This window comes from Legionella navarrensis, from assembly GCF_052527415.1.
Genome location: NZ_JBNVZR010000027.1, coordinates 1 through 17,403, shown reverse-complemented (window position 1 = coordinate 17,403; position 17,403 = coordinate 1). Strand labels below are relative to the sequence as shown.

The window sequence follows — 17,403 nt, the reverse complement described above, 5'->3', positions numbered from 1 at the left end:
CCAGCCATTGCGAGCGGCAATGATGCAAGTGCGGCCCCAGGCTGTCTGTAATCGCATGGCTCACCGGCACGTCCATTCACATCAACCCGCTGGCTAGCGATAACAGACAATGTCAGCAAACGCCTGGCATGCACCGCCAAAACAAAGCTTTTGATTGCCGATGGCCTGTGTTGCAGGAACAGCCTTTTGAATCGCGTATCGACGCACCCCTTCAAAGCCGAGGCGACGACAGAAAGAATAGGCAGCCCGTCGACCACAGCCAGTGGCTCCATCATAACACCAGTCAACACGATAATTATTAAATCGAGGGTATACAAAACGTCGCAGACGATAATGCCAGGACTGGGGTGGCTTGTCCGTCATGCTGTCGCGGCAGCGGATTGTCTTAAATCCATTACACTGCCAGCCCGTGCAACGCACCGAAGACGAGATATAATTAGCCAGGCCAATATTATTGGCTTTGATTTGCTTATCAGCGCGGGCATACCCCATCATCCGACAATAGCGATTGGCGACGGGCTGGCCACATTCCTTACCATCCGCGGTGCACCAGGCCAGGCGCTGGCCATTGAAATAAGGCTGCCAGAAACTGCGGTGATATATTTCCGAGTTTTTTGCGGCCCAAACGCCGGAAACAAACAGACCAAGCAGTATAGATGCAATACCTTTTTGCCAGTTAATACTCATATAACTCATCCTTTCGCAGCATATGTACATGTTAGCTTATGCTTGTTAACAAAAAAAGGGTCAATAACTCAAATACGCGCGCCCGTCTCCAAGCACGTCATTCAAACGGGTAATCAGGTCATCACCTGGTGTAACGCACCAGCGGCGCTCAGTTGTCAGCAGCGCTTTGGCCTGGTCATTTCTATATTGAATCTGTACTACACAGCGACCGGCATGAGCCGACAGCAGAGACTTCAATGCCGGGATGAGCGAGCCTTGATCCGGGCTCAGATTCAGAATCAGCGATTTGGCAAAACGTGTTCTGGCCTCCTCCATGGTGCAAAGCTGCATGGCGGTCATCTTGACGCCGCCATTGAAATCATCGGTCGCCACCTCTCCTTCCACGACCAGCATCATCCCGGTCTGCAGCACAAACGTCAGCGCGTCATACAGTTCGGAAAAAACCACAACGTCGATCTTACCACTGCAATCCTCCATGGACACGATAGACAGTTTTTTCCCGCGTTTGGTGATGATTCGGCGTACACCAAGTACAAGACCGCAGATCCACGCCTTTTTCGTCATCACCGGATTCAGCCGCCCCATCAGCTGGGTGTATTGTTTTAGTTCATCGCAGTATTGAGCGCTGGGATGCCCTGTCAGATACAGCCCCAGCGTTTCTTTCTCACCTTCCAGCCGCTCAAGGGGCAACCATGCCTTGCAGGGGATGTAGTCCTCGCTGCGCTCCTCTTCCTCAAACAGGGAAAACAAATCGCCCTGGCCGCTGTGTTGGTTTTTTTGTGATTTGTCTGCCAGTTTCAGCGCTTTATCAAGAGACGCCATCAGTACCGAGCGCTCAATCTCAAAGCAATCCATAGCGCCGCTTTTGATTAGTGCTTCAAGGACCCGTCGATTCATTTTGCGCAAATCGAGACGACGGCATAATTCAAACAGGTCCCGGAACTCACCATGCTGCTGTCGCTCTTCAATCAGGCCGCTGATGGCCGCTTCACCAGCGCCCTTGATGGCACCCAGTCCATAAAATATCGTGCGCTCATCTGTTACGGTGAAGGCAAAATTGGAGTAGTTAACAGAGGGCGGCAGAACATTCAGATTCATGGCCTTGCATTCGTGGATAAAAGTAACCACTTTATCGGTGTTATCCATATCCGATGACATTACCGCGGCCATAAAGGCAGCGGGATAATGTGCTTTCAGCCAGGCGGTCTGATAGGCAACCAGCGCATAGGCAGCCGAATGCGACTTGTTAAAGCCGTAACCCGCAAATTTTTCCATCAAGTCGAAAATATGGGTAGCGGTGTCGGCATCGACCCCGCGCGCAGTGGCTCCCTCAGTGAAGATGGCACGCTGCTGCGCCATTTCTTCAGGCTTTTTCTTACCCATGGCCCGACGCAGCATATCCGCAGCGCCAAGGGTATAATTGGCTAAAACCTGCGCGATCTGCATCACCTGCTCCTGATACAGAATCACCCCATAGGTCGGTTTCAGAATCTGTTCGAGATCGGGGTGTGGATATTCCACTTTGGCGCGACCATGTTTTCTGTCAATAAAGTCATCCACCATCCCGGACTGCAGGGGGCCAGGACGAAACAGAGCCACGAGAGCGATGATTTCCTCGAAGCAATCCGGCTGCAGACGGTTGATAAGCTCTTTCATGCCACGCGACTCAAGCTGGAATACGGCGGTGGTCTGGCAGGCCTTGAGCAGGTTGAAGGTATGCTTGTCATCGGTCGGGATCATGGCAATATCGATGGGCTCTTCGCCTGCCGCCGCTTTTTGCTTATTAATTGCCTGGATAGCCCAGTCGATAATGGTGAGTGTACGCAGCCCCAGAAAGTCGAACTTAACCAGGCCCGCTGCCTCAACATCGTCTTTATCAAACTGACTGACTATCTGCGCAGATCCCTGTTCACAATATATAGCGGTGAAATCGGTGAGCCGTGAAGGGGCAATTACCACTCCGCCAGCATGTTTGCCTGCGTTACGGGTGATCCCCTCGAGAGACAGGGCAAGATCAATCAGCTCTTTCACTTCGTCTTCGGATTGGTATCGACTTCTTAATTCCTCCTCGTCTTCCAGCGCTTTTTGCAGGGTTATCCCTAATTCAAAGGGGATAAGACGTGCAATTTTGTCAACAAAGCCATAAGGATGCCCCAGCACACGACCTACGTCCCGCACCACCGCCTTGGCGGCCATGGTGCCAAAGGTGATGATCTGTGACACGCTTTGACGGCCGTATTTTTCTGCAACGTATTCAATAACGCGATCGCGCCCTTCCATACAAAAATCGATATCGAAGTCAGGCATGGATACCCGCTCGGGATTCAGGAAGCGCTCAAACAGCAGTTCGTAGAGCAAAGGATCAAGATCGGTAATTTTCAGGGCATAGGCCACCAGAGAACCGGCACCCGATCCCCGTCCGGGTCCAACCGGTACGCCATTGCTTTTGGCCCACTGAATAAAGTCGGCCACGATAAGGAAATAGCCCGGAAAACCCATGTTGTTGATAACATCCAGCTCAACCTGCAGGCGTTGATCATAAGGCACGCGCAGTCGCGTAAGCTCCTCGGCCGGCTGATCGCGGAAGATAACGGCAAGACGCTCATCCAGCCCCTGCTTTGACAAGCGGGACAGCCAGCTTTTTTCATCGGATTGATCGGGAATAGGGAAATTGGGTAGATAGTTGTTACCCAGATTAAGCTTGACGGTACAGCGCTGGCTGATGTGAACCGTATTGGCCAGTGCCTGGGGCAAATCCGAAAACAGCTCGACCATTTCATCGGCTGAGCGGAAATACTGCTCTTCACTGTATTCACGAACCCGGCGCGGATCGGCAAGCGTCATCCCCTGATTGATGCAGACACGGGCTTCATGGGCATCAAATTCCTTTTTATCAAGAAAGCGGACATCATTCGTTGCAACCAGGGGGAGATTGAGCTTTTCGGCAAGCCGAACCACCTGCTCGTTATAAATGCCCTCATCTGGTCGCCCGGTGCGCTGAATTTCAAGATAAAAGCGTCCGGGAAATATATTGGTAAACTGATTTGCGAGGGCGTTTGCCGCCTCCAGATCCCCGGCTGTCAACGCTTTACCGATGGCGCCCTGTCGCCCGCCTGAGAGAACGATGAGCCCTTCGGAATATTCAGGGAGCCAATCATAGTGGACACGTGGTTCACCCTGATCCTGGCCCTCCTGATAGGCCTTTGAAATCAGGCAGGTCAGGTTGCGATAGCCGGTATCGTTTTGGCACAGCATCACCAGCGAATGAACCAACTCAGGTCTGGCCGGGTCATGACAAGGCAGTTCACCGCCTAAAATGGGTTTGATCCCGTTATCTACAGCCGCTTTAAACACTTTTACGGCAGCAAAGAGATTACAGTAATCGGTCACGGCGACAGCATTCATTCCGCGCCCGGCCACGGCTTTCATCAAGGGCTTGATGCGAACGAGGCCATCAACGATCGAAAATTCTGAATGCAGACGCAAGTGGACAAAACGGGCGGTCATGGAGTATTTACTCATCTATCATCATAGGCAGCACTGTACCGGAGAGTAGCCGGCAGGGCAAGCTGTCTGCTGAGTCAGGCTCCGAAATCTGTTATCCCGGTGACGAGGACAGCAGCGACTGTTTATCGTGACTTTCGGTTCGTCTGGGGCTTTCTCCAAAAAAGGGCAGCGCACCGGCCGCAGCCAGGAAACTTTGTCGACTCCGTCGGGGAGACGGCTCTGGCGTCTGTAAACCATCACGCAGTCTATCAGCAAGCTCATGCAGCTCAGCACAATAGCCTTTGTATTGAACAAGGCAGTAGCGTGCTGTTCTTACCCTGCCCGTTTCATTAAGAGGATTATCAAGGTTTTCTCGACTCAGGGGATGACTGTTGCTTTTTTTTCTGAATTCAACATAGCTATCCTGATCAATTAGAAAGGTCGTTGCCAGTTGCACCTGCCATTGTCCGTTTATATTGACCTGCTTAAAGAGCAGGCAAGGCTCTTTGATGTCGCGTCGAAAAATCTCATCGTCTACATTCATAAGATAGCCCTCTTCGTCCCTGCCAGCCTTGATGGCCGCATCAAGCCTATCAATTGTCTGCTGCAGTTCCAGATATCGATCGTAAAGCTTTTTATAAGCGTCTTCGTTGTTCTGTTTTGCCAGCTGACACTCTTCCTGAGTCAGTCGCCTGAAACCAGTCCGATGCTCCGGGCCCGGCAGCGGAGCAGCAGTCAAATCAGATTTTGGAACATCCTGAAGCTGATCGGGATCATAAGCCTGCCACTCGTCAGTCCATACGGCCTGCTCAGCATGATGGCTCGGTTCTGCCTGTCTGCGTGGAGCCTTTGTCGTTAACAACAGCCAGCCAGAGCAGTCGCGCCAGTGCGTAACCAGGCGGGAAAATACACCCGAAATTCCAGATTCACTGGCTGTTTTAACGGCAAATCTGGCTGACAGAACCAGGTCGATAAAAGCACAAAACAGCGTAGCGCTTTCGCCAAGAACAAACAAGACAGAAATAATAAGTGGGCTAAACGCAAGCAGTACCAGATTCCATGTGAGTGAGTCTTTTTTTAAGAAGGCCAGGTTTAATATAATCACCGCAAGAGGCATGGCAATAAAAATGCCCAGATTTAAGATTAACGATCTTAACGGGTAGAGGATCAATCCAAACATCAACCCAAATAAGCGACTCATCAGCTGGCGCATAACACTCCTCAAGCGTAGAAAAAATATACATACTTTTCACCTGCGGGAACTATACCAGGAAAAATGCAGTTAAAAAACACTTCGATTTTATTTCACCCACCTCTATGCGGATCAAAAACATCTCTCACCGTATCCGCAAACAAATTACTGGCCAGAACCAAAACAAACATAAACACGAAAGCTGCTGCTATTGGCCACCAGACCAGCGGTTCACGCGCCAGTTCGAGTCGGGCCCCGTTAATCATGTTGCCCCAGCTGATGGTCATCGGCGATACACCAACGCCAACGTAAGACAGAACCGCTTCGGCCAACACAAGAAAACTGAAATCCAGCACGAGGGTTATCAGAACGATTGACATGACATTGGGCAGCAGATGTCTGCGAATAATATACCAGGCGCTGCACGCCTGCGCCCTTGCGGCCATAACGAAATCAATTTCACGCAGCTTCAGCGTTTCGGCACGCAGCAATCGGCACAGACTGGTCCAGCTGGTTACGCCAAGTATCAGACACAATGCCAGTAAACGTGCATCCGCGCTTTTATCCAGACTGGAAAACTGCTCTGGATGATTGGCTATGAAGGTCTGCATCGACAACACGGAGGCCGTGATCAGCAACACACCCGGTATCGAGCTTAAGGTGGTATAGAGGTATTGAATAACATCATCAACAAAACCGCCAAAATACCCCGCGGCAATGCCGAGTATGAGGGCCAGAGGGAGCATGAACAAAGTCGTCAGTGTTCCAATAATGATGCCGGTGCGAATGCTTTTTATCGTGTAGTAGAATATATCCTGGCCTATTTTACCTGTTCCAAAGACGTGAAAATACCGTGACAGACGCCAGCTGGCCAGCAGGAAAAACAGACAGACACAAAAGGTTATGCTGCCCTGCCATATACTTCGTGGGATGGTAATCGTTCGAAGAAGCGCTGTGATGGCAGCCAGCATGCCCATTAATACAAGGAGGCTCGTGATTGACGCATCCAGGACAATGGACGTCACCAGCTTTTGTCTATCCTTGTCGCTGGCAATCCAGGCCGGCGGGTATTGCAGTCTGGGATAGATCTGCTTAAGCTGGCCGTTCACTATCACCGACTCCCTGCCAGACAGGGTTAATGCCATCGGTGAAGAGTAGGATTTTTCATAAAACTGATCCAGCGGCGCCATCAGTCTGTCGAGAATGGAGACCGAGCGGCTGCCACCTTCAGCGCTGAAATGAATGCTGTCGATCGTAGCAATCCCCAGAAAAAACAGCAATACAACGCCCGAGCAAAGCGCCATGGGTTTGCTGAACAGCGATTTGAAGCGTCTGCGGCTGGTTTCCCTGCGCATGGCATTGATAAACGCCAGCAGCATAACAGCCAGCATGAACAGAAAACATTGGTCAGTCCATAATAAATCCATACCGGTTTTCCTTTATGTTTATTGCAGCCTTACACGCGGATCGGCCCATGTGTAGGAGATGTCTGTCAGAATCAGGCCAACGATATACAGAATCGAACCTAAAAAAACCATGGCCCGCACGATGGCAAAATCCTGCTGGTGGATGGCATCAATAATGTAGCTGCCAAGCCCGGGTACACCAAAAAACGACTCCAGTACCAGACTGCCCATGAACAGGGATGGGATGATCACCACCACGCCCGTCAGAATAGGCAGCAAGGCATTGTTTAACACATGACCGAACAAAACCCTCCTTTCAGACAGGCCCTTCGCGCGTGCGGTTTTGACGTATTCGCGGTTCATTTCTTCCAGAAACAGGGTACGATACCAGCGGGTACCGGCTCCTGTGCCACTCATGACCTCCACAAAAATGGGCAAGGCAATGAATTTGAAGCTGTCCAAGCCACCATCGTAGCCAGAAATGGGTACCAGCCTGAGCACCTTGGCAAACAGATACTGACCACCGATGATATAAAACATGCTGGATATGGACATCAGGATGATACACAAAACTACGCCGCTCAAATCAACCCAGGTTGAGCGATAAAAGGCAAGACACATGGCAAATACAATGTAAGCCAGCATACTTAAAAACAAAGCCGGCAAGGCAATTGCGAGACTCGGCCACATACGGCGGGAAATATCAAAACTGATGTCACGCCCGGCATCGGACTGGCCAAAATCGAAGGCAAACAAGGTCAGCGATTTCTGGAAAAACAAGGTCTGACTCAGAGCCTGCAGGCCAGGTTTTTCATCATTGTAAAACAGGGGCTGGTCATAGCCGTGCTGCGCCTTCCATTGTTGAACCGCTTCCGGTCTGATATTTTTCTGACCGAGCTGCATGCGTGCCATATCGTCGGGTGTGTTGATCATGAAAAACAGGGCAAAGGTTATCAGGTTGATCCCAAACAGGATTGGAATGGCATACAGTATTCGACGCAGCAGATAGTGAATCATAGATTGGCTCTCAGAGCGCTTTGTTTTTCCTTACGCCGATAAATAAGCCGTAAGGGCCACAGACACAGCAGGATCAGTCCAAAAATCAAGGCCAGCGGCCAAAACACGGGACGGTTCCATGCCTCACGCAGGTTTGCGCGTTTTTCAAAATCAATCGCCATGTATTTCAACTGATTCATACTGATGGTATTGGGCTTGGTCACGGATAACCATTGCTGGGATAAAAACAGGCTCTGGGTGTTGATTCCCCATACCAGGGGAGCATCATGGCGGGCAATTTCCACCATCTGGTCGATCAGTTGCTGCCTCGCTGGTCCATCTGGCGCATTACGCATCTGCTCAAACAGTCTGTCGTATTGTCTGTTTTGGTAGTTGGAAGCATTTTCGCCTCCATGCGCAACCTTGCCGTTTAAACCATAGAGCAGGAAAAGGAAGTTTTCCGGATCCGGATAATCCGCATTCCAGCCCCAGCTGAACAACTGCGCATTGCCATTGCGCATTTTATCCTGAAATCGATTATATTCTGTGCCGCGTATATCCAGATCAATGCCGATGCTGGCAAACTGTTTCCGCATCCAGTCCAGTTGTGCCTTATCATCAGGGCTGCCGCCGAGGGGAACGTCATAATGCAGCATCAGGGCGCGTCCCGTCGCCGGATCGCGCCCATCGGGGTAACCGGCGGCTGTCAGCAGACGTCTGGCATCATCCAGACTGCGTCGCACCGGTCGCTGCCCATTCCAGGTATACACGTAAGGATTAATGCCCGCCTCACCATCTTTATATCCAATAATCCCCGGCGGAATGGGCCCTTGCGCCGCCTTACCCCGGCCATTGAAGAAAATACTGATATTTTCATCATAATTTACCGCAATGGAGATAGCCTGACGTAATTTACGTGCGCGCTCGCTTTTTCCACCAACCACCGGATCAAGCATATTAAAGCCCATGAAATAGATGCTGGGATCAATCGTTTCGGACAGGCGCATTCCTTTGGCCAGCATGGCGTCACTCAGCATGGGCTTACCGGCGGCATCGAGCTGTATGGCCTGATCGTAACTGTCGGTTGCGATGCCAGACATATCATAATAGCCCTGCAGGAATTTGTTCCAGCGAGGAATAGATTCCTTTTCCAGAACGTAAACAGCCCGGCTTATCAAGGGAAGACGTTGACCGGCATGCTGTGTATAGCCATTTTTTTTATCCACTGGGTTGGTCGAGTCGGGGAAATACTCAACACGAAAATGGGGATTTTTATCCAGTACCATATGCCGGTTGGGGTTATTTTCGCTCAGCATAAACGGCCCTGTACCAATAGGGTACCAGTCAAAACTCAGGTTTTTATCGTCCATTCCCGGTTGACTGTAAAACTTATCAGCCTCCCAGGGTATCGGTGAAAAAAAAGGCATGGCCAGCCAGTTCTCAAACTGCCGGTACTGCCCGATTACACTTATCTCAAAACGGTAATCATCCAGTTTGCGCACACCCGCCATGTTGTATAGTCGCAAATCCAGGTAGTCGCCCTCTTTGCTCGCCGGCAGGCCTTTGGCAAAGTCAGCAAACCCGACAATATGATCACTCATCAGCCCGTATATGGGGGAACTGACCGCAGGACTCGCCAGTCGTTTAATCTGATAGATATAGTCATCTGCCGTCACTTCGCGTGTGCCAACGAAGGGAAAATCGGAGAGTTGCGATATATCGTTGTCATCAAGATAGTCTTCCGACAGATTCAGATAACGGTATTGCCCCTCGTCATCTTTGGCCAGAGCCGGATGAGGCTGATACAAAATACCCGGTTTGATTTTTATGGTATACACGGTTTGGACAATATCCGGGCTACCTGCAGGCACCGTATTTCCCTGCCGATCAAGAAAACGAAGCTCAGGCATCGATTCTGCCGTGGCGGGCATTAGCTGATATGGCCTGAGGTAATAATCATAATTGAGCGGCGGCTCGTATATCTGAGCGATAAATTGATATTCATTACTGGAATAGGAGCGCGCCGGATCCAGCGTTTTGGGCTGCTCAGCAAAAGAAGAATAGTAAATGGGTTTATCTGATTCATCATCTGGATACGGATTGTTTAAAAGCAAGGCCATAGCCGCATGACTCATCAGGCAGCCTGCCAGTATCAGGCAACAGAATATTCCATAGCGCCCGCGTCTAAACACGGAAACTCGTGACAAGACTGGTGACAATCAACACCCACCCATCCACAAGGACAAAAAACAAAATTTTAAAGGGGAGCGAAATCACCATGGGTGACAGCATCATCATACCCATCGACATCAGCACGCTGGCGGTCACCAAATCGATGATTAAAAAGGGCAGAAAAATCAGAAAACCTATCTGGAATGCCGTTTTCAATTCGCTGGTAATATAGGCAGGCATCAGTACAAAGAGAGGGTAATCGTTGTTAACTATCGTTTTATGAGCCATGCCGGTAAACAGATTCAGGTCGGCCTTGCGCGTGTGGTTAAACATAAACTGTTTGATAAAGTCTCCCGAATTCTGCAGGGCCTGTGATTCGCTGATGCTGCCCTGCATATAGGGCTGGATACTGGTTTCGTTAATTTTTTCAAGCGTAGGCATCATGATATAAATGGTCATGATGAGCGCCAGCCCGAGTAAAATCTGGTTACTGGGCACGTTGGGCACCCCGAGAGCCTGACGGAGAATGGCAAACACAATAATAATCCGCGTAAAGGCCGAGGTGGTTATCAACAACGCCGGGAGAACCGACAGCATGGCCATTACGGCCAGAATTTTAATACTCAGGCTGTAGGTTACGTTCGCGCCGCTGCCAGAGGTTGTCAACAGGGGAATGGTGGGTGTGCTCACCGGCGCGCTGGCGCAGGCATCCGTCATGTACATCAGCCCCAGAAACATAAGCGCGGTCAGGCAGCTGGTCATAAGTTTTGCTTTCATAGGTTCACGCGATCAAGTCATAGTTGATGAATCATTGCATACATGCAAGGTCGTTATTTGCTGGGCCGTCACGCCAATCAGAATCGTTTCCTGTTTAACTTTTAACAAAAGCAGCCTCTCCCTGGAACCAAGTGACATTTGGTTTATTATTTTTATATCCTGGTTATCGCTTAAGCGCAGTACCATGCTTTTTTTAAACAGCCACAGAGTTAAAAAAATCAAAGGAATAACACAGACAAGAGCTATTATACTGACCAGACTTTGATGCATTCGACAAGCAACTCCTTCCCTGTAACACAAAATCCCATGTAGCCCGGATTAGGCGAAGCCGTAATCCGGGCTACGGCTGGGAGCGCATCAGGTAATTTTTACGCAATATTTTCCATTGGCCGAAATAATCACGCCTTTGGCTATCAGTTTTTCGTTAGCGAATATATGCAGAGGCTCGTCAGCTCCCTGAGCCAGCTCAATGATCGAACCCTTTTTTAAATTCAACAGCTCACTGATTTTCATTTTAGCGCGGCCAATTTCAACGGTAATATCCATCACCACGTCATTTAAAATATCAATATGTTCCTCAGTGAACACGCGTTCCTGTCTTTGTTCCGTATCAGGGGTTTCCAGACCATCGGTCAACGGGTTTTCAAATTCGTAAATTTCGTCATCACTCATCTCATGCTCCATGAAGATTATAATTTTTCTGTAATTTTGACTGCTCTTCGTAGATTAGACTGACCAGCAGATGCCTTATACAACTTTTTGTCGTTCAACGTTACAAAAACCGTGGTGGGATCACCTATGGGTATGATATCCCCTGCTTTTAAATTAACAACGTCTTTTAATTTCAACGCAATACCAGGTAGATTCACAGAAACCGTTACGTTTGCATCAATCAGCTCATTACGGGCTTTTTCATCAAAAATGGAGTTTTGACCTGGAGCATCATCATGTCCCAGGCTCCGTAACTCAGCCGGTGCGCTATCAGGAACCTCTTCCGCATCCGAATGTGAAAAGATTCGCTCGGGCAGAATGAGGTCAAGGTTGCAGACAACTGAGTCAAACCAGGCACACAGAGAAATGTTATAGCATTTGTCGTATTTTTCCTGTTTAAACACAGTGCCTAAATGACTGGATGACTCCGAAACCGTGACCTTGATTTTCAGAAACTCGCTCATGGCATCCTGTAATACCGTCAACAGTATTTCAGACACTTTCCTGGCAATTTTGATACCTGACTTACCAAGACCACGCATCACGGGTTCGTTATTTGTAATTTCACCGCCATAGAGCAAATTAATAACAGAATGTAAAAAAATAAAATCATAGCTGATCAGACCGTATTTCTCATAGGGTGAAATACGATAGTTAAGCATGAGTTTACTTTTGTAATCGTGTTGAATCTCATCAAACAGGCAGGTACTGATGGAATTGAGCTTGATCACTACCTTTTTGCGCAGGAAGGACGACAACTTGAGCTGCCCTTCTGCCGTTAATATTGAGATCACATTTTCGATGACATCATTGTCAAAATAAAATGATTCACCGCCATCGTTTTCTGTCAGCACGCCACTGTCCTGAGCACTGGTATCGTCGCCCTCAACGATCTCTGCCTCAACAGGAGGTATACGTTCATCATCCATAACGAGCCATTCTCCTATTGGTTCTTGATTCTGTTTGCCGCTTCATCGGTCAGAATAATAATTTCGACACGTCGGTTTATAGGGCTGTCGCCGTTCTGCACATCCTGCAGACTGACATCAGCCGCCCCTTCCACACGTATTATTTTAGCCGGATCCATGCCATCGGCAATCAACAGACGGCGCACTGCGTTTGCCCTGTCTGTCGATAACTCCCAGTTGGTATAGTTAGCCTTATCGTTATACTGCCAGGCATCCGTATGCCCGGTTATAATGATTTTCTTAGGCACGTGATTAAACTCCCCACTCAACCAGACAATAATGTGTTTGGCATAATTATGGAAATTAGCCTGTCCAAGCGAGAACATGGGATTATTTTTGGAGTCATGCAGAGACACCTTGATGCCATCATCGACAACTTCGAAACTGAGATTGTCTTTAAACTGATTCAAAGAGGCATTATTTTTCAACGCAATTTCAAGATTTTTTTTGATTCTCTGCATCTCCATCAGCTCATGCCGTTGTGATTTACTGTGCTTCTCCTGTGAATCCTGTTTATTGTCCTTTTTGCCGTTGTCTTTGGTTTTATCCTGCTGATCCATTTTGTTTTTTTCGGCGTCCTTCGTATCCTCGTTCAGCAAATCCTTTGGAGTTGCCTTAATCATGGCGTCGGCGTTCATGGCCTTATTTTTTTGGATAATCTGCTTTTTTGGGGGGGCCTTGTAATGCTCTGCGTTTTTACTGCCAACGAAAATATCTGACAACGGCTTTTGGAAATAGGCCGAAACGCCCTGTAACTGATATTTATTTAACAGAGACAATAACCAGAGCAACATAAAAAAAGCCATCATCGCCGTAACGAAATCGGCGTAAGCGATTTTCCACGAGCCGCCATGATGTTCCTTTTTCCCTTTTTTTATTTTTTTTATAACAATGATGGGAGACTGTTCGCTGCTCATCCAGGCACCTTGCTTTGCTTGATATCTTTGATAATTTCTTCCAGTTCCTTGCCATGTGGGCGCTCATTGGAGTAAATAATCTTACGCCCAAACTCTACCGCAATGCTCGGGGAGAAGTTACTGACTGAGGCCAGCAATACAATTTTGATAGCACTCATGATCTTGATGGACGCATTTAATTTGTGCTCCAGCAGTACCGCCAGCGGTGCAGCAAAGCCATAGCCCATCAATACACCAAGGAACGTACCTACCAGCGCTTTGGCAATCAGGCCGCCCAGCGCCTCTGGCGGAAGCGTACCCATGGATTCCATGGTGTGAACAACCCCCATCACCGCAGCAACGATACCAAAGGCAGGCAGACTGTCGGCAACTTTGTTAATGGCATGGATGGGCTGTTCCTTTTCGCATTCATACGTTTCAATGTCCTGATCCATCAGATTTTCCAATTGATGGATATCCACACGCCCGGTGATGATGAGCAGCAGATAGTCACTCAGAAACTCCATGACGTGAGCATCTTTCTTAATCAGAGGATAGGACGTAAAGATTTTACTTTCATTAGGATTTTCTATATCAGCCTCAATAGATAATACCCCGTCCTTTTTAATCTTGTTGACGACTTCAAACAAAAGCGACAGCAGTTCCACATAGTATTTTCTGGAATAGCCAATGCCTTTCAGAGTCGAAAAAACAGCCTTGATGGTTTCCTTGATGATTTTGACGCTGTTACCAATCAGGAAAGAGCCCAGCGCAGAACCGCCAATCATCAGCAGCTCAATGGGCTGTATGAGAGCATAAAGATGTCCCCCAGCCAGAGCAAAGCCGCCAAAAACGGAGAATAGAATAACCACATAACCAATGATGACTAACATATTCGACCTTCCCTAATAGGTAATTTCAGCTCTGTTTTTACTTACCACGATGGCATCAACCAGTTTTTTGGATGAAGGATTAAATACTTTTACCGGACCATCCTTGTACCCGTCAGTCTTGGCTATGCCGATCATTTCAATCTCAATGGCACCACGGCGTAAAGACAGCGTGATGGTTTGATTTCGTTTAATCATGGCAACCTGTTTTAAATTTTTTCGGGTCAAGGGCGTTCCCGCGTTAATGGAGCGGGAAGCGGACATACCCACAACGTCCTCTTTATTTTTGAAGTAACCGTCATAAAGTCGGTTTTTATCATAAACGGTCAAATCAACATCATTCTCGCCGAGAAGCTCGCCTGGCGATACCAGACGATTGACGGCCAGGACTCTGGTCATAATCTGAATTTGAATCGGAACGTACACGTTCCATGTGTCACGGCTTTCACAGGACAGAATAACCGCACCAGGCTGGTTGGCAGGTCCGGCTTCTTTGGCGAAAGACACGGTAACTTTCTTTTCACAGGCTCGCAGCTTCAGTCCATCAAGCTGACCAACCTGAACGACGACCTCGTCCTGCTCCTCGTGCGCGGCATTAGCCCTGACCCATGTTTCTATCATGGATTTTAGTTGCGGTACGCTCTCGTAACCTTCGGCAGCGTAGCCGGGCAGACAGGCGATAATCATGGCCATGATCAAAAATACAGGCCTTGATGCGATATGATATATACAGTAAATCGGTTTCAAACGAACGCGGTCCTTTGCAAATGGGATATTTGTGCTTTAAGCATTCATTCAGCTACGAAATAAACCCAAAAATCTCAATCAATTCAATTGCTTTTCAGACTAACAACCCTCGCTGAGAATGTCAAACGATCCATGCGGTAACTGCGTTATCAGTTCAGCACGGTTTGATTGAATTAACATTCATCACAACCAACCTGCGGCGTCTCGTCAAGAACCAGTTAACAAATTCAAAGTCTGCTATCTGTCATTGATTTCATCCAGCAGCCTGCGTGCTTCCGCTATCTGCTCTTCGCTGCCGAACTGGATTACCTCTTCAAGGGAGTGTCTTGCCGCTTCAAAGTCATCCATGCTGATGTAGGTTCTGGCCAGGTCCATCAGGGTATCGAGTGCGAGCGTGCTTTTCAGCAGCTTGTTTTCAGGCTGTGCGGGAACATCATCCGGAACCTTTTCGGCGTTTACAGCTGCGGGAGGTTCTTCAACAGGGATATCTGTGCCCGCTTTTTTTTCCTCGTCAGAGGATACAATCGAATCAAACAGCAATTGCTCATCTAATGGCTTTTCTGTTTCTACCGGCTGGGGTGTTTCTATAAAGTAGTCAATGCCAGCGTTGTCCTGATAGCTGTCGCTTTTCTCTGGCTCATGTTTTTTGTTGATCATGACTTTATCGAGGCCCGGCTCAAAATCCAGTATAAAGTCTTCCGGTTTCTCTGGCTCATCCTCTGTTTCTGGTTCTTCTGCTGTGTTTTCAGCCTGTTTCTGGTCAGTTGGCAGCGGGTTTTCCGGTGCTGCTGTTTCAAACGCTGCAGGCTCAGCTGCCTGCTCGTGCGTCTCTTCAATGGCTTCGGCATATTCCGGTTTGATTTCTTCTTCAGTCGTTTGTACTGGCGGTGTCGGCAACACAGGCTGCTCGTCAGCTGGAGCGGCTGTCACATCCTCTGTATCACTGAGCTCAGCAGCCTCGCGTTCGCGAGCCCGCATTCTGGCCCAATAGCCCAGACCACATCCACCGGCAACGGCAAGCAGAGGCAAGAGATACAGCCATACACTGACGGGCTCCCTGCTCTCCTCCCTTTTCCTGTCAACCGTGTCGCTTGTGGCGGTGATTCTGGTGCTGTTCTTCATTGCCTGAATCTGCTGATGCAATTCGGCAATTGCCTTGTTCTGCTCCGACAGTGTTTTTTCCAGAGGTGCTGTTTTGTTCTGCAGTTCCTGCAATTGCGCTTTGACCGTCGTATTTTCCCTGCGTATGGAGTCGATGATTTCCGAGCTGTTCCTGATCTGTGTTTTGAGTGTTTCTATCAAATTCAGCATCTCTGGCGAACTGGGTGCGTCTGCGGCCGGCAGCTTGACAGCAGGCACAGGCTCGCTGCCAGTCGGTATCAAGACAGGTTGTGCGACGGGAGCCGGGACCGGCGGCGCAGGCGTTGCATCAGGCGGTGTCGGTATTGGTTCATTCGAAGGCGAGGATGGCGCCGGCGACGCCTCGGTAAACTGAGACACCCCGGCTACACCATCAATATAGGGCGGAAGAAGAACATGCCTGATTTCTGTTTTTGCTTTCCAGGCGGCATCCTGCGCGTTGACTTCCTGCCTTGCGAGGTCTTCCGGAACTTTCAGAATTTCTGCCGTTGATGGTATTTTAAGCCTTGCGCCGGTTTTCAAACCGTTCAGATTACCCTGGGTGAAGGCATCCGAGTTTGTGCCTACGATGGCCAGAATGATCTGCGGCAGGGTTGTATCGGGCGTTGAATAGCGCTGTGCTATCTGCCATATCCCTTCATTTGCCAGGGTTGGGCCATAGCTTGTCTGCCCTCGAGAGAAACCGCCTGTTGCAACCTGCTCAACGGTCGAGGTGGAAACCGGCTTGTCAATCGCACCAATCTGCTGATCGATGGCTCTGGGTGCATTGTGCTTTATGGATCGCAACAACGTATAATCTGGTGGATCCAGCAATACGGTGTAGGCACGGTAAAGCTGACCATTCGCCCAGGCTATATCGATAACCATCTGCACGCAGGGGTCATCAATTCGCTCGGTAGAGCGGATGTCAATAACAGGCTGCCCATGCGCATTTGTTTTAATCGTAAGCCTGAGTAAATCAAGGACTTCTGTACGACGCAGGCCAACGCGCTCAAAGTTTTCAATTGATGCGATATTAACCTTAATATTGGTCAGGGAAACCCCACCAACATCAATCAAGGGAATTTCTGCGTGAAACGGCTGATTAAGTAAGGAGTCAACCTTTATATCACCCATGCCTAATGAAAAAGCGGGTATGGGAAGCAGCAAGGACATCAGGGCCAGGTGCAGGTGTTTTAATTTCAATCAGTTCTCCTTGACTGGAACTGGTCATAAAAAGCGCTATTATCAAGGGGTTATAAAATATCACCTACGCAGATGCGATTCAAGAGCACAGGCAGCCACGTACAGGGCTGTCCCATCTTAATTTGAACTGAAGTTAATCAGTTGAGACGA

The 17,403-nt window shown here is 48.9% G+C and carries 14 protein-coding genes; all 14 read right to left on the bottom strand.

Going from position 1 to position 17,403, the window contains the following annotated elements; genetic code table 11:
- Positions 1-93 precede the first annotated feature (93 nt).
- The 14 genes from ACQUTA_RS12225 to ACQUTA_RS12160 all read right to left on the bottom strand — a co-directional run bounded on the left by ACQUTA_RS12225 (position 94) and on the right by ACQUTA_RS12160 (position 17,253).
- Positions 94-687, bottom strand: coding sequence for a hypothetical protein (locus ACQUTA_RS12225; RefSeq protein WP_444988539.1), 594 nt, complete (start codon positions 685-687; stop codon positions 94-96).
- A gap of 60 nt (positions 688-747) precedes the next feature.
- Positions 748-4,194 (bottom strand): DNA polymerase III subunit alpha, encoded by a 3,447-nt coding sequence (dnaE, locus tag ACQUTA_RS12220; RefSeq protein ID WP_444988553.1) that lies wholly within the window; start codon positions 4,192-4,194, stop codon positions 748-750.
- Between the two features lie 91 nt (positions 4,195-4,285).
- Positions 4,286-5,386, bottom strand: coding sequence for a hypothetical protein (locus tag ACQUTA_RS12215; protein WP_444988538.1), 1,101 nt, complete (start codon positions 5,384-5,386; stop codon positions 4,286-4,288).
- Positions 5,387-5,478: 92 nt separating this feature from the next.
- Entirely contained in the window at positions 5,479-6,792 is a 1,314-nt protein-coding gene (locus ACQUTA_RS12210) for an ABC transporter permease (protein WP_444988537.1), read from the bottom strand.
- An 18-nt stretch (positions 6,793-6,810) separates the two neighbouring features.
- The gene (locus tag ACQUTA_RS12205) at positions 6,811-7,788 is read right to left on the bottom strand and encodes an ABC transporter permease (protein ID WP_444988536.1); all 978 of its coding nucleotides are present in this window, start codon (positions 7,786-7,788) and stop codon (positions 6,811-6,813) included.
- Positions 7,785-9,902 carry an ABC transporter substrate-binding protein gene (locus tag ACQUTA_RS12200; RefSeq protein WP_444988552.1) on the bottom strand — a complete coding sequence of 706 codons (2,118 nt, stop codon included), beginning with the start codon at positions 9,900-9,902 and terminating at the stop codon, positions 7,785-7,787. Before ACQUTA_RS12200 ends, ACQUTA_RS12205 begins: the two co-directional genes overlap by 4 nt.
- A gap of 49 nt (positions 9,903-9,951) precedes the next feature.
- Positions 9,952-10,716: a flagellar type III secretion system pore protein FliP gene (gene fliP, locus ACQUTA_RS12195; protein ID WP_444988535.1), complete on the bottom strand. Its 765-nt coding sequence runs from the start codon at positions 10,714-10,716 to the stop codon at positions 9,952-9,954.
- Positions 10,717-10,728: 12 nt separating this feature from the next.
- Entirely contained in the window at positions 10,729-10,986 is a 258-nt protein-coding gene (gene fliO, locus ACQUTA_RS12190) for a flagellar biosynthetic protein FliO (RefSeq protein WP_444988534.1), read from the bottom strand.
- 87 nt (positions 10,987-11,073) lie between these two features.
- On the bottom strand, positions 11,074-11,388 hold the full coding sequence (locus ACQUTA_RS12185) for a FliM/FliN family flagellar motor switch protein (protein WP_444988533.1): 315 nt from the start codon (positions 11,386-11,388) through the stop codon (positions 11,074-11,076).
- Positions 11,389-11,405: 17 nt separating this feature from the next.
- The gene (locus tag ACQUTA_RS12180; protein WP_444988532.1) at positions 11,406-12,356 is read right to left on the bottom strand and encodes a FliM/FliN family flagellar motor switch protein; all 951 of its coding nucleotides are present in this window, start codon (positions 12,354-12,356) and stop codon (positions 11,406-11,408) included.
- Positions 12,357-12,370: 14 nt separating this feature from the next.
- On the bottom strand, positions 12,371-13,312 hold the full coding sequence (locus tag ACQUTA_RS12175) for a flagellar motor protein MotB (protein ID WP_444988531.1): 942 nt from the start codon (positions 13,310-13,312) through the stop codon (positions 12,371-12,373).
- Positions 13,309-14,184, bottom strand: coding sequence for a flagellar motor stator protein MotA (gene motA / locus ACQUTA_RS12170; protein WP_444988530.1), 876 nt, complete (start codon positions 14,182-14,184; stop codon positions 13,309-13,311). The genes ACQUTA_RS12175 and motA overlap by 4 nt, the downstream gene beginning before the upstream one ends.
- A gap of 12 nt (positions 14,185-14,196) precedes the next feature.
- Positions 14,197-14,928, bottom strand: coding sequence for a flagellar basal body P-ring formation chaperone FlgA (gene flgA, locus ACQUTA_RS12165; protein ID WP_444988529.1), 732 nt, complete (start codon positions 14,926-14,928; stop codon positions 14,197-14,199).
- A gap of 237 nt (positions 14,929-15,165) precedes the next feature.
- On the bottom strand, positions 15,166-17,253 hold the full coding sequence (locus tag ACQUTA_RS12160; protein WP_444988528.1) for a motility hub landmark protein FimV: 2,088 nt from the start codon (positions 17,251-17,253) through the stop codon (positions 15,166-15,168).
- Positions 17,254-17,403: the final 150 nt, after the last annotated feature.